The sequence below is a fragment of the Spirosoma aureum genome, assembly GCF_011604685.1.
Taxonomy (GTDB): domain Bacteria; phylum Bacteroidota; class Bacteroidia; order Cytophagales; family Spirosomataceae; genus Spirosoma; species Spirosoma aureum.
The window spans coordinates 5,101,855-5,116,203 of record NZ_CP050063.1; the positions used below are offsets into that span (position 1 = coordinate 5,101,855).

The window sequence follows — 14,349 nt, forward strand, 5'->3', positions numbered from 1 at the left end:
TAATCGCCGGATCATGCTATTTTTCGAGATACACGGTATCTATTATTTATAAACGGCTTCGTTTCTTTGCTGAAAGCTTTGCTTTATATGCTCTCGTTACAACACGAAATTTTTCTGGAAGTCGCCCGCCTGCTTAGCTTTACCAAAGCCAGTCAGATCTTATTTTTGAGCCAATCAGCCATTAGTAAACACATAAAAGCCCTGGAAGCGTTTTATAAAACGGCATTATTCGAACGCCATGGCAATACCATCAGCCTAACGCAGGCAGGTCAGCTATTATACCAGAAAGGACTGGAAGCCAGTCAGTTAAAAACCGAATTACACCAGCAACTACAGCAACTCAGTGCCAGTTTTTTACCCACAACCCGGCTGGCGGTAGGGTCAAGCACTACCATTAGTCTGTATGTATTGCCTCCCGTTCTGTCGGCCTATCTGCGTCAGCATCCCAACATGCAGATTCAGGTGCTGAACCGCAACTCAAGCAATATCCAGAAAGCATTGCTCGATCATGAAATCGATGTAGGCATCGTTGAAACCTTAACACAGGTTAACACGCTGACATACATACCTTTTATCACCGATCAGGTGCTGGCAGTCTGCTCCCGAAACAGCCCACTTCGTAACCGAACACTACGCATTGACGAAATTCCTCAACTTCCTTTAGCCCTTCGTGAGCAAGGGTCAGGTACGCTCGCTGTCGTTGAGGATACGTTGCAGAAACAGGGAATTCGACAAGCCGATTTAAGGATTCTTATACGCCTTGGTGGTACTGAAGCGCTTAAAAATTTCGTATTGGCCGACACCTGCCTGGCTTTTCTGCCGAAGCGGGCCATTCTGAAAGAACTGGCTACCGGTGAGTTAGTTGAGGTGCCGATCGAGAACCTGTCCATTGAGCGTACGTTCCAGTTTATCCAGCGCAAGGGTACCGAAAACAATCAACTCGTGAACGCATTCATTCGATATACCCGGCGCTACTATTCAGAAATGGAATAACTCATATCAAAACGTCGTTTGCGCTAAACGCTTCGGTCGGACAACTTGCAAAAAAGTTAACCGGCCATGGATACAGCCATCTCTTCATCACTACTTCAATCGCTGCACTGTTCGCAATGTGGACAGAGCTATTCGCCATTCACCCGACAAACGGTGTCGGTTTGTTGCCAGATGCCTTTGCTGGCAAGTTATCAACTCAATCAGGGACTCAACAAAGCAGAACTGTTATTCCGAGAAAAATCGCTCTGGCGTTATGCCGAACTCCTTCCGGTTCTTGACCCCAGAAACCGCGTTAGTTTAGGTGAAGGCTTTACACCACTGCTGGCACTTCCCCGGCTGGCTAATACGTATTCGATGCGTCAGCTAACGCTTAAAGACGAAGGCCTTAACCCAACCGGATCGTTTAAAGCGCGTGGACTGAGTCTGGCGATTTCAAAGGCTAAGGAAAATGGCGAAACGGCCTGCATCGTGCCAACGGCCGGTAATGCCGGGGTTGCCATGGCCGCCTATTGTGCCAGGGCCGGGCTTGAGGCTGTCGTGGTTATGCCTCGGCACACTCCGGAAGCATTTCGGGAAGAATGCCTCGCGTATGGAGCTACTGTTATCCTAATCGACGGTCTGATCAATGACTGTGCGGCTAAAGTTCAGGAATTGAACCGTTACGGCGATTATTTCGACGTTTCTACCCTGAAAGAACCGTATCGGCTGGAAGGTAAAAAGACAATGGGGTATGAAATTGCCGAACAATTAAACTGGCAGCTACCCGATGTGATCATGTATCCTACGGGCGGTGGAACGGGGCTCATTGGCCTTTGGAAAGCGTTTCAGGAAATGAAAGAACTAGGCTGGCTCTCAGCAGACCAGCCATTGCCCAGACTGGTGGCGGTTCAGGCAGAAAACTGTTGTCCCGTTGTTGAAACGTTCTGGGGAAGGCAGGCCAACAGTAAACAATACATGGGCCGCCCTACCCTCGCGAATGGGCTGGCGGTTCCCCGGCCTATCGGGGAACCACTGATGCTGAATGTATTACAGGAATCGGGTGGTACGGCTATTGCTGTCTCAGAAGAACAGATGCTGGAGGGCGTTCGAGAATTGGGTCGTCATGAAGGACTTTTTGTCGCCCCCGAAGGTGGTGCAATCTGGGCCGCTACGAAGCAATTGCTACACGAGGGCTGGTTACGTTCTGACGAACACATTCTGCTGCTGAATACAGGATCTGGTCAGAAATATCTGGATAATCTGAAAGGAATCTGGCAGACTCAGGAACATACGTGACTGATTGACCTATAACCCGAATCTGCGGTTTCTCCCAATGGCGGAACATTCGCTTCGAGCCGTGCCACGGTTTGTATGCTCATCATTAGTAACCGTGGCACGGCTCGAAGCAAAAGTCCTGATTGAGTGAAATTCAGCGGATATATCCGGTACTTTATCCGCTGAATTTACGGCAAAAATGGGTATCTTAGTCGGCACAATCATTTATTCATGCAGCCCGCTACCGATCTCATTTCCCCGCTGGACTATCTTGCTCAGGACGCCGTTATGGCTCGTTTGATACAGGAGACACCATCACCCAAAATCTTTAATGACTATGCCGGTGATGTCTATCTGGCCCTGCTCGAAAGTATCGTTTCCCAACAGATTTCGGTGAAGGCAGCCGATGCCATTTTTTCCCGATTCCGGCAACTGTTCGCCGATGGTTATCCACATCCCAATGAGTTGCTCCTGAAGTCAGCCGACGAGTTGCGTAGTGCCGGTTTGTCGTTCCAGAAAATCAAGTACCTGCAAAGTGTAGCCGGATTTTCGTTGGCCAATCCAATGGACCGGGCTCATCTTGATCCGATGACGGACGAAGAAATCGTGCAGTACCTGCTGCCAATTAAAGGAGTTGGCCGCTGGACGGTTGAGATGCTGCTTATGTTCGTACTGGATCGACCAGACGTTTTCCCGATCGACGATCTGGTCATTCGTCAGCGAATGTTGCTGGCGTATCCAGAGCAAACCAATGGTCTGACGGGTAAAGCACTCTACAAAGCCCTGCATCAGATTGCCGACGCCTGGCGACCCTACCGAACAACAGCCAGTCGGTATTTATGGCGCTGGAAGCCGCTCTAAGCGAAGGGTAGTGGTTAGCGGTACACTGTATGTTATAACTTTTTCACTCTGACGGCCACTTTCGACTCTACTTTAATCAGAACCTGAACGCCCTCGGGTCGAACCACAACCCGCTGCGGCACCAATCGGAACGAATCGATATTCAGCGTTGTCTTTCGCCCGGCTCCACCGCGGGCAAAAGCTGTTTCAATTTTTTCGGGCAGTTCAGAAATCTGATGCCGTAAGGGAATAACCATCACCGATTGAAGAGAATCGCGAAAGTGATCGTGCAGTAACCAGTCAGCGGTAGCAAATAAGCGTTCTTTGGTATCTACATCAAAATCCAGCGACTTGATCTCCAGCGTATTGTTTAATGTATCATAGCTAGGCTGCCCATGAAAATATAAAGTGCCATTGACAGCGCCAGTCACTTCTGTTTTCACAATCAACGAGCGTCCACCGCCATATACAGTAGCATTCTTAATTTTCACTTTCCCACCCGCCAGCTTGATCTTTTGATCTTCCAGTGCTTTGGCTAACACCCGGTTAGCATCCTCGAAGGGAATAAAAGCCCGCACTTCCAGACGCGATGCCTCCGGCGTTTTGGCGCGTCTTAATAAGCGCGGCAGCCGTTCAAGCTCCGTTACGATTGGTTTTGGGCCTACTTTTGTATCGACCCGAAATGCAATTTGCAGCGGAACCGTAATGCGTTTTTCATCCCCGAAAACGGGGGCGGCTGCAATACTGAATGGTTTTGGAATGATCCAGATTTCTTCAGGCTTTTTAGCGATGCGCAAGGGTTTCTGCATATCGCGCCAAACCTTCCGTACATGCCGGTCCAGCCGCAATTCCGTATGTACTGCTTTATCGATAGCGGCCTCTATTTCGGCTTTTCGTTTATCAAGAATGCTTTCGGCCAGTTTCGTTACGCCAATTTTTATGCCCAACATCTGAACCGTTGGCTTATGTATCCAATGGTAGTTTTCAAACCTCGATCGGGTGGCTAATCGCCAGTTGGAACCAATTGAAAGTGGGCTTACAAAATTAACTGCCAGGGCACAAAGCGGACGTCGTTTCCGAATCTTACGCAGCCCAATCGGATTGGTGTACCACACTTGCAGGGGGGCCGAGAAAGAAACCTTTCGGTTCGCATAATGAATACGAACGGGGCCTGTTCGTTCGACGCGAATGTGCCAGGCTTCACCTTTCTTTCCTTCGAAGGTTTCTTCAGGAACCAGCACAACGCCCAGCGATTTATTGATCTTCCGCTCCAGATCTGCGATCTTAAACGTTATATCGCCTGCCACATACGATATTGGGTCGGGAATGGCCGGCTCAAAATCCTGCGCTGCCGGCGGCTTTGACCGGACACGATTACAACTTACGGAAGCCAGAAGGGCCGCAAATACTATAAAAAATCCGATGAGACGTTGAGTGTTCACTGCAACATCAAACTATCAGATTTCGAAAATGTTAATTAAGTAAACGGATATTCATTTCGCGGTAGTTATCGCCGACGTTTTTGCGTCGGTTTCACAACCGCATCCTTTGCCACAGCCTGCCTGCTTTTTGAAGAAACTTCGGTAAGCCCGGTTACCCATATAACCTACGGCAAAAGCAAAGATCAGAAAGATGATGAACTCCTGCATGATTTGAATTTCTATCGGTTAGCTCTTCCCGATTGGTTGCTTACGTCTGAAGTCCAAAACCGGAGAGTCAACGGTCAATTGCCCAACATTTTTTCATACCCAACCGTTCCGAACGGCCAGTTGATTAATGTGCTGATAGTGATGTTCGCCATGCCAGGCATAGATCCCAATTACCTCCGATATGGGGAAAGAACGCTGACTTCCCGGATGGAAATATGTGCGTTGCCGTTGGTCTTCAGTAAGTGATTTTAGTACCGTTACCCAGCGCAGGTGTAAATTGCTTAAGATGACCAGAGATGGGGCAACGTCAAGTGTATAGTCAGCTAGTTTAGCCCAATCGCCTTCCTCGTAGGGTGAAATGGTCGGATTGTTTTCCGTAAGAGCCAGTTTAACCCGCACATACGCATTAATATGGCTATCAACGACGTGGTGTACGACCTGCCGAACGGTCCAGCCATCGGGGCGGTAGGGCGTATCAAGGCGCTCATCGTCCCACCTGCCTACGAGTTCGGTCAGTTTCCTGGGCATCCCGGCAATAATCGCGATGTGTTCGTGATTCTGCTCAGTTGTAAAAATACTCCCATACGCAAAATCGCCAATGGGGTAACGGAGATTGTATAGGTCTTGCTCCTGCATAGTTTGTAACTTATTCGATTTAGGGTTTACCTGATTCGGTGTTTAGCTTGCTGTACTCGATAAACCGGAAACCAGTTAGTGCCAGTATTCCTGAATCGCTTTTAGTAATTCCGGCTGCATGCCTGACCCCGCAATGACATCGCCCCGAAACAGAAATGCGTCGCCACCCTCAAAATCAGTGACGATCCCGCCCGCTTCGTGTACGAGCAGTACGCCCGCTGCCATGTCCCAGGAGTGAAGATTGTACTCATAAAAAGCCTCGAATCGGCCACAGGCAACGTAAGCCAGATCGATCGCTGCTGAACCCAGCCGACGCAGACCGTGGGTTTGCTTCATCAATGATTCCAGAATCTGAAGATACTTCGGCATCTTGTCGAAGGTATAATACGGAAAACCCGTTGCAATCAGGCTCTCACCCAGTTGAGTTGCCGGGGAAACCGAAATTTTAGTACCATTGCAATAGGCTCCTCCCCCTTTCCAGGCCGAAAAACATTCGTCACGGTTCGGATCATAGACAACGCCGGCAAGGGGTGTACTGCCCTGAGCCAGCCCAATACTGACTGAAAAAACGGGTAGATCATGAATAAAATTGGCTGTACCATCGAGCGGATCGATGATCCAGTTGAGCGCAGTTGGGTCGGCTTCCTGACCAGTAGTTCCCTCTTCAGTTATAAATCCGGCTTGTGGCAACAACTGACTCAGGCGAACAACCAGTTGTTTTTCCGTTTCTTTATCGACATAGGACACTAAATTATTCAAGCCTTTGTATTCAATGGCTTCTCGCTGAAATTTGCTTCGCTCCTGAAGCAGAAATGCACCGGCATCGGTGGCAATTGTACAAATGTCGCGGGTGATGGCGGCTAAATCGAGGGAAGATTGGGCTGAAACGTTCGTGGTCATTCGTTAGGTAGGCCGATTTTGAGAGGCCAAGATATAAAAAAGCGGAAACAAGGGCTGTCTGGTTGCCCGTAATTCCATTCTGTGCGACCTTTGTTTTATGACGATTGACCTGCGTAGCGATACAATTACTCAACCCACGCCCGCCATGCGCGAGGCTATGTTTACGGCCCAACTGGGCGACGATGTTCTCGGCGATGATCCTACTGTCAATGCCCTCGAAGCAAAAGCTGCCGCCATGTTAGGCATGGAAGCCGCTTTGTTCTGTGCCTCCGGTACGATGACGAACCAGCTGGCGATTCGTACCCACACCCGCCCCGGCGACGATGTCATCTGCGATTACCTGTCGCATGTGTACCAGTACGAAGGGGGTGGTATTTCGGTGAATGCACTCGCGTCTGCAAGTCTGGCCCACGGCGAACGCGGTAAGCTCACTCCTGACCTTATCCGCGATTACATTTACAGCCCGTCTGATTCGCACAAGCCACTGTCTCGGTTAGTTGTACTCGAAAATACGGTGAATAAAGGCGGGGGTTGCTATTATACCGTTCCCGAAATTGCGGCCATCCGGCATGTGTGCGACGAACACGGCTTACTCCTGCATCTCGATGGGGCGCGGCTTTTTAATGCCCTGGTCGAAACGGGCGAACCGACTGAAGCGTACGGTCAGTTGTTCGACTCGATCAGTATCTGTTTGTCGAAAGGTTTAGGCTGTCCGGTAGGGTCGCTTCTGCTCGGCAAAGCAGCTATGGTTCGCCAGGCCCGGCGCTACCGTAAGCTGATGGGGGGCGGCTGGCGACAGGCGGGGTTCCTGGCCGCAGCGGGCATCTACGCGCTGGATCACCACATCGACCGGTTAAAAATTGATCATGCCCGCGCCCGAAAAATTGGCGCTATTCTCGAAAAACTGCCCGAAGTCGAAGAAATTCTCCCGATTGACACGAACATCGTGATTTTTAGGCTTCCGGCAAACCTCTTAGCCGCCGATTACGTTGCACAATTAGACTCCAAAGGCATTCGTGGCGTTCAGTTTGGCAAGCACCTGGTGCGCTTTGTCACGCATCTGGATTTGACAGATGAGATGATCACGGAAATGGAGAAAAAGATGACGCTGGATAGCAGTTGTTAGGTATGGGATTCTGGCCATTGGAATGAACGCCTGAAATCCAGTTTCCATTGCCTGTTCACTACTGTCCATCAGGCCAACACGCTAAAAATGCATATACAAACCAGAACACTGCAAAAAGAAGATTATCACGACCTCAAAGAAACCATGATTGAGGTCTATAGTGGTATTGGGGGTGATTACTGGCCCAAAAGCTCGATTACAAAACTGCTGTCAATTTTTCCGGAAGGGCAGTTCTGCGTCGAAGTAGATGGTAAGGTGGTAGCCAGTGCCCTGGCAATTCGGGTTAAATACGATCAGTTTGGCGATAATCACACCTACTACGAAATAACGGGGGGATACACATTCAAAACGCACAGCGATGAGGGCGATTACCTCTATGGCATTGAGGTTTTTGTGCACCCTGACTACCGCGACCTTCGGCTCGGTCGTCGACTCTATGACGCCCGCAAGGAACTCTGCGAACAACTGAATCTGAAAGGGATTCTGGCAGGAGGGCGCATTCCGAATTACAATAAATTCGCGGATGACCTGACCCCGCGTGAATACATCGCGAAAGTAAAGCAGAAAGAAATTTATGATCCTACGCTGACCTTTCAGCTCTCCAACGATTTCCACGTTCGGAAAGTCCTGCGTGGTTACCTGCCCGGCGATACGGAGTCGAAGGAATACGCTACGTTACTGGAGTGGATAAACATTTATTACGTTGTTGAGAAGGACAAAAAACCGCATACCGATTCAATCATTCGGCTGGGTGTGATTCAGTGGCAGATGCGGCTGTTTAAAAATCTGGATTCATTTCTGGATCAGATCGAGTTCTTCGTTAATGCGGTCAGTGATTATCGGGCGGATTTCATGGTGCTGCCGGAGTTTTTCAACACGCCCCTTATGGCCGATTTCAACGACCTGCCGGAGCCGGTAGCTATTCGCAAACTGGCCGATTTTACGGAGCCTGTGCGCGAAAAGCTCTGTGAACTGGCCATTTCCTACAACGTCAATATTGTGGGCGGAAGCATGCCCCTCGTAGACGATGATGGGAAGTTGTATAATGTTGCTTACCTCTGCCGCCGGGATGGGTCCTGGGAAGAATACAGGAAAATCCATATTACACCTAATGAAGTAAGGCATTACGGCATGGTAGGTGGGTATGAAATTCGGGCATTCGACACCGACTGTGGAAAAATTGGTATGCTGATCTGTTACGATGTCGAATTCCCCGAACTCGGCCGGATTCTGGCTCAGCAGGGCATGCAGATCCTGTTTGTACCGTTCCTGACCGATACCCAGAATGGCTACTCTCGGGTGCGACATTGCGCACAGGCACGCGCTATTGAGAATGAATGCTATGTGGCGATTTCGGGATGCGTCGGTAATCTCCCCAAAGTCCACAACATGGATATCAATTACGCACAGTCGGCCGTATTTACACCTTCCGACTTTCAGTTCCCGACCAATGCGGTGAAGGCCGAAGCAACGACCAACACCGAGATGGTGCTCATTGCCGATGTCGACCTGAGTCTGCTGAAAGAGCTTCATGAACATGGCTCCGTACAGGTACTCAAAGACCGCCGGACAGACCTTTATGACGTGACGCTGAAAAAAGCCGCCAGAAAAGCACTTAAGTCGAAGAAAGCATCGCCGGATAACGATCCTGAAGAAGTTGCTCCAATCATTACAGTAGCAGAATGATGCACTGAGATTTCTTACTGAATAAAACAAGAAACGCCACTTATAACTGAGTGGCGTTTCTTGTTTTTAGATAGTGTCTCCGTTTGATAGTTAATTATCATTTGTAAACTTAACCCCATATCGTATTGCCGCTTCAAGTATGTTGATGTTTATATCTTTCAATTTTTTGAATCGAATGCAATACCCGGTCACGCTCGCCTTGCCTATTTCTTTCCCAAATGTCTGGACTAAGTAGGTCTTATCGTTGACCCCAAGGATATAGACTGAGATTCCGGTTTTGTTTGCGCTCAAACCTATTTGAAAAAAATCCCGGACCTTTCCATCAGCATATTTTATGGTTTGAAATCCATAGCCTATAGTAGGGTTAGTAACTGTTTTATTTTCGCTGTTTTTACCCGAGTCGAACCATAATTTACATCCTGGTAAAACTTGAAGAATGAGCCTGTGCAACTCTTCCATGTCACTACGTTTTGGTTCAGGTTGGCTGGTAATATACTCGTCGATTTGTTCTTGTTCGTTCATAGCAACCAGTGAATTATGAGTTACTTTCTTTACCTTTTCAAATCTCGTTTATTTTTAGTCATACACTAATTTATTTCATTTCTTTTACCCACGTAGAAAGTACTATCCTCTATAGATCATCATTCAAATTTCAAACTGAGCCATCATCTGCTTTATTTTTTTTACAAATATTATTTTACTGATTTATTAAACATCAATATTATAAATCTAATATTATCTTTTTGTCAAAATTTTAATAATGAGTTCATTTCATCTAAATTCGACCATAGACCATATCCTATTCAATTATGCGCTACTTATTTTTATTCGTTTTACTTACCTGTTTTGGCCATTATGCTGCACAGGCTCAGGTGACTACCTCTTCCATTTCGGGAGTCATCAGCGATGAAAGCGGTAACGGCTTACCCGGTGCCACGGTACAGGCCATTCACCTGCCAACGGGCACTCCATACGGCGTTACAACCCGGACCGAAGGTCAATTTAACATCCCCAATATGCGAATAGGCGGTCCTTACCGCATCACCATCTCGTTTGTTGGTTATCAGTCAGAAACCATTGAAAACATTTCGCTGAGTCTGGGGCAGAAACTACCGCTGAATCTTACGCTGAAAAGTAGCTCGAATCAACTCAGCGAGATTGTCGTTCGGTCGAATGCCAACGACGTGCTGAATAATACACGAACCGGCCCACAAACCAATATCAGCAGTGAGCAATTACGCAACCTTCCCACCATCAAGCGTTCGGTATTCGACTACACGCGATTGAATCCAATGGCCGGGGGAGATGGATCGTTTGGCGGACGAAATAGCCGCTTCAACAACTTCGCGTTGAATGGGGCCATTTTCAACAATCCCTTTGGTCTGGATGCTTCGACACCGGGGGGTCAGTCGGATGCGCAACCCGTTTCGCTCGATGCGATCGAACAGATTCAGGTGGCGCTGTCACCTTACGACGTTACGCAGTCGGGTTTCACGGGTGCGGGTGTGAATGCGGTTACAAAGTCAGGCACGAATCAGTTTCATGGGACCGCGTTTGGCTTTTACCGCAACCAGGACCTGACCGGAAAAAAGGTAAAAGGAACCGACATCATTGTTCCGGAGTCGAATCAAATCCAATATGGGTTTAGCGTCGGTGGCCCAATCATCAAAAACAAGCTGTTCTTTTTTGTCAATGCCGAATTCGACCGTCGCTCAGACCTTGGTACGGCTGGTTGGGTAGCCGCTCGTCCGGGCTTAACGGGTGCCAACGTCTCGCGGGTGTCGGCATCGGACCTCGACCTGGTGTCGAGTACGTTGAAAACGCTTTATAATTATGATACAGGCCCTTACGAAAATTTCACGCACAAGACCCAAAACTCGAAAGGTATTGCCAAACTCGACTGGAACATCAACCAGACGCACAAACTATCGGTGATTTATAACTTTCTGGATGCCTTTCAGGACAAACCGGCAAACCCTTCGGCCCTGGGTCGGCGCGGACCGGATTTTCTGACGTTGCAGTATTATAGTTCAGGCTACCGGATTAACAATAAGCTGAACGGCGGCATTGTTGAACTCAACTCAAACTTCAACGGCAAGTACGCCAATAAGTTACAGGTCGGTTATACGGCTTTCCGCGACACGCGTGATCCATTTTCAGCCCCCTTTCCAACGGTCAATATCGGCAAAGACGGCGTTCGGTATATTGTGGCCGGGCATGAACCCTTTTCGATCAACAACCGATTAACGCAGGATGTATTTCAAATCACAGACAACTTCAACATCTACGCAGGCCGACACACCGTTACGCTCGGAGGCAGTTTCGAAAAATTCAGCTTCGACAATTCCTTTAATTTGGGCACTTACGACGGTACTTTCTCCGATTTCACATCTGTTCAGGATTTTATAACGGCGGCCTCCGGCAATGCATTCAAAACATCAGTGAGCAATGCCCGTAACACGTTCCAAACGGGCAACTGGGCACTGGCCCAAACGCGCGTTGGGCAGTTAGGGCTTTATGCACAGGATGAATTTGCCGTATCGCCAAAAGTTATCCTGACTTACGGTCTGAAAGTCGATTTTCCCATGTATTTCGATACGAAACAGAAAATTCAGGAGAACATCGACCGCAACAGAGCCAACTATCAGCCTGATAACCAGTATTACGATGCCAACGGCAATCCTATTAAGCTGAATTCACTGGATCTGCCGAAGCAAACGCCCCTGTTTTCGCCAAGAGTTGGTTTCAACTACGACATCAAGGGTGATGGAACACAGAAACTGCGCGGAGGAACGGGCATTTTCACCGGTCGGTTTCCCTTTGTCTGGATTGGCAACCAGGTGGCCAATCCCAGCTTCTTTTTCTATTGTACCACCGATCCGAACTTCAAATTTCCACAAGTCTGGAAGAGTAGTCTGGGATACGATCATAAGTTTAAAAACGGCTGGATCACGTCTGTGGATATTCTTTACAATAAAGACATCAACGCCATGGTGGTCCGGAACTATGGTCTAAAAACGCCAAACGGGCGCCTTCAGGACCCAAGTAGCCGTCCCATTTATCAAGTATCGGATCGGGCGGTCAATGCCTTTGGCGGTCAAACCGATGCGTTCGTTTTCACCAATACGAGTTTAGGCAATTCGTTCAATACGAGTCTTCAGGTGCAACGGACATGGGCCAGTGGTTTCTACGTAAGTGTAGGATATAATTTTCTGGCAGCGAAGGAAGTATCATCACTAAGCGCCGAGATTTCGTCGGATGCCTACGACCGCAATCCAACCTATGGCAATTCGAATGTGGCCATGCTTGGGCAGGCTTCTTATGGTAGCCGTCAGCGCATAGTGGCGTCGGCTTCCAAACGATTTATCTATGGCAAACGCTGGGCAACTACCCTATCGGCCGTAACCGAATATACCGAAGGAAGCCGATTCAGCTTCACGTACGCGGGCGACATCAACAACGACGGCGCATTCGACAACGACCTTTTGTTTATTCCAACCAGCAGCCAGTTAGGGCAGATGAAATTTACAGGTACAGATGTTCAGCAGACTGCGCAACGGGCAGGCTTTGAATCGTATATTCAGCAGGATAAATATCTAAGTTCACACCGGGGTCAGGTTGCAGAGAAATTTACCAGTTTTACCCCCTGGTTCTCCACTCTCGATGTGCGCGTGTTGCAGGAGTTGATGCTGGCCAACAAACATACCATCCAGTTGAGCCTGGATATTCTCAACTTTGGCAATCTGCTCAATAGTAACTGGGGAGTTCGTCAGTTTGCCTCCTATACGGGTCTGGCACAACCGCTGGGCGTTACTACAGATGGCACCGGGGTTCCGACCTATAGCTTCGATACAAGCCAGAAATCGACGTTCTTCAACGACTCCCAACTGACGTCTCGCTGGCGGATGCAGTTGGGCTTGCGATACTCATTTTAAACGGGCTTGCAGAGTTAGACTTTTATTTGGGTTTTTCGGTAGGACTACGCCAGCCCTCCGAAAAACCCATATCGTTTTTCACCGTAGCATTTCTGCGACAAAAATGCCCAGATAGGTGCCGATCGCATTACCGAGGGTGCCGACCAAAACAGCCGGAAGCTGTAAATCCGAACGGTTCAGACTCCTCGCCAAAGCCAATGCCGACGTGGCTCCTCCTATATTAGCCTGCGATGCGATTCCCAGTACTGCCCAATCCTGACGAAAGAGGGCTCCAAGGCCAAAAACAAAAACGGCATGAATCAGAACCAATAAAAGGATCATTCCAAACAGAACAAAAGCGAGTTGGCCATCGTCGATCAGAGCGGCAACATCGCAATAAGCTCCAATAACTGCCAGAAAAATATAGACGCCAAACATGCCCAGTAATCTACTCCCACGAAGGTTATTGATTATCCGGAATTGCGCCAATAGCAGCGCCAGAGTCGTCAGGATCAACACGAATGGAGCCGCAGGAACAAAAAACGCTAGTAGTTTTGACAGAGAAATAGCCCCAAACCCCAGGGCAAGCAATAGGGCCAGATCATTGGGGGTCATCGTTTCTGTATCCGAAAAAGGGTCATCGATCATATCGGTCGCCGTTGTTGGCTGCGTGGTAATCTGACTGGCTGTTTTCTGATGCGGAAAACGCTGTTGTAAAAAGCGGGGTATCAGTAAGGTTACCACCATCCAGAGCGCTGTCATGATATTGTCGGCGGCCGTAGCAGCTACAAACAGATTACCCGCTTTAGAAACATTATAGTGCAGGGCAACCGCATTAAAGTTAATTCCTCCACCGATATAGGTTCCTGTAAACATACCAGCCAGTGCATAAAACAGCTGCCCGACAGTTTGTGGAGCCGAAAACGCCCACACACTGACTAAAACGCCGATTATTGTCCCGACCGACCCAATAAGAAACATTGTCAGCATCGGCAGGCCAGCCTGTCGCAAATCTTTCAGATTTACACCTAGAAGTAACAGGAAAAGGGCAAAAGGGGCAACATAACTAAAGATGCCCTCATAGACGGGCGTTTCGGTCGTGGGAATGATTTTTAGATTCGACTCGATAGCGGTCAGGATAATCACCAGTAAAGCCGTTCCGATATGACGAAAACCTGGCTTTTTAATGAGCCATTCACAGATAATAACGTTCAGGCAAAGTACAAAGAGAATAAAAATAGAGTCAGCCACGAGCAGGGAAAGTATACTGAGAAATGGCCATAGTGAAAAAATTATCCACAAAGGCAGTCAGCACAATATACGGCAATTCCTAAAGTATGAGAAATAATTA

Annotated in this window: 12 protein-coding genes; 6 read left to right on the forward strand and 6 right to left on the reverse strand. The window is 48.5% G+C overall.

Annotated features, from left to right (window positions below; all coding sequences use genetic code 11):
- The first annotated feature begins 87 nt into the window (after positions 1-87).
- The 3 genes from G8759_RS20355 (at position 88) to G8759_RS20365 (ending at position 3,108) form a co-directional block, all read left to right on the forward strand.
- Positions 88-993, forward strand: a complete 906-nt coding sequence (locus G8759_RS20355; protein WP_167211593.1) for a LysR family transcriptional regulator — start codon at positions 88-90, stop codon at positions 991-993.
- Between the two features lie 66 nt (positions 994-1,059).
- Positions 1,060-2,268, forward strand: a complete 1,209-nt coding sequence (locus G8759_RS20360) for a threonine synthase (protein WP_167211597.1) — start codon at positions 1,060-1,062, stop codon at positions 2,266-2,268.
- Positions 2,269-2,478: 210 nt separating this feature from the next.
- Entirely contained in the window at positions 2,479-3,108 is a 630-nt protein-coding gene (locus G8759_RS20365; RefSeq protein ID WP_167211599.1) for a DNA-3-methyladenine glycosylase family protein, read from the forward strand.
- A 32-nt stretch (positions 3,109-3,140) separates the two neighbouring features.
- Here G8759_RS20365 and G8759_RS20370 read toward each other — a convergent pair whose 3' ends face one another.
- From G8759_RS20370 to G8759_RS20385, 4 genes are all read right to left on the reverse strand, one after another.
- On the reverse strand, positions 3,141-4,529 hold the full coding sequence (locus G8759_RS20370) for a DUF4403 family protein (RefSeq protein WP_167211602.1): 1,389 nt from the start codon (positions 4,527-4,529) through the stop codon (positions 3,141-3,143).
- 51 nt (positions 4,530-4,580) lie between these two features.
- On the reverse strand, positions 4,581-4,736 hold the full coding sequence (locus tag G8759_RS20375; RefSeq protein WP_162387145.1) for a FeoB-associated Cys-rich membrane protein: 156 nt from the start codon (positions 4,734-4,736) through the stop codon (positions 4,581-4,583).
- Between the two features lie 93 nt (positions 4,737-4,829).
- Positions 4,830-5,372 carry a YfiT family bacillithiol transferase gene (locus tag G8759_RS20380; protein WP_167211605.1) on the reverse strand — a complete coding sequence of 181 codons (543 nt, stop codon included), beginning with the start codon at positions 5,370-5,372 and terminating at the stop codon, positions 4,830-4,832.
- Positions 5,373-5,447: 75 nt separating this feature from the next.
- Positions 5,448-6,272: an inositol monophosphatase family protein gene (locus G8759_RS20385; RefSeq protein ID WP_167211608.1), complete on the reverse strand. Its 825-nt coding sequence runs from the start codon at positions 6,270-6,272 to the stop codon at positions 5,448-5,450.
- A 97-nt stretch (positions 6,273-6,369) separates the two neighbouring features.
- Between G8759_RS20385 and G8759_RS20390 the strand changes: the two genes are divergently transcribed.
- Together G8759_RS20390 and G8759_RS20395 are read left to right on the forward strand one after the other, a co-directional pair.
- Positions 6,370-7,398 (forward strand): threonine aldolase family protein, encoded by a 1,029-nt coding sequence (locus tag G8759_RS20390; RefSeq protein ID WP_167211611.1) that lies wholly within the window; start codon positions 6,370-6,372, stop codon positions 7,396-7,398.
- Positions 7,399-7,485: 87 nt separating this feature from the next.
- Entirely contained in the window at positions 7,486-9,084 is a 1,599-nt protein-coding gene (locus tag G8759_RS20395; RefSeq protein WP_167211614.1) for a carbon-nitrogen hydrolase family protein, read from the forward strand.
- A 90-nt stretch (positions 9,085-9,174) separates the two neighbouring features.
- Here G8759_RS20395 and G8759_RS20400 read toward each other — a convergent pair whose 3' ends face one another.
- Positions 9,175-9,606 carry a DUF1801 domain-containing protein gene (locus tag G8759_RS20400; protein ID WP_167211617.1) on the reverse strand — a complete coding sequence of 144 codons (432 nt, stop codon included), beginning with the start codon at positions 9,604-9,606 and terminating at the stop codon, positions 9,175-9,177.
- Between the two features lie 287 nt (positions 9,607-9,893).
- On the opposite strand from G8759_RS20400, the gene G8759_RS20405 reads away from it, so the two are divergent.
- Positions 9,894-13,019, forward strand: a complete 3,126-nt coding sequence (locus tag G8759_RS20405; RefSeq protein ID WP_167211620.1) for a TonB-dependent receptor — start codon at positions 9,894-9,896, stop codon at positions 13,017-13,019.
- A gap of 78 nt (positions 13,020-13,097) precedes the next feature.
- Here G8759_RS20405 and G8759_RS20410 read toward each other — a convergent pair whose 3' ends face one another.
- A complete protein-coding gene (locus tag G8759_RS20410; RefSeq protein ID WP_167211623.1) occupies positions 13,098-14,249 on the reverse strand; it encodes a DUF819 family protein in 1,152 nt (383 codons plus the stop codon).
- Between the last annotated feature and the right edge of the window lie 100 nt (positions 14,250-14,349).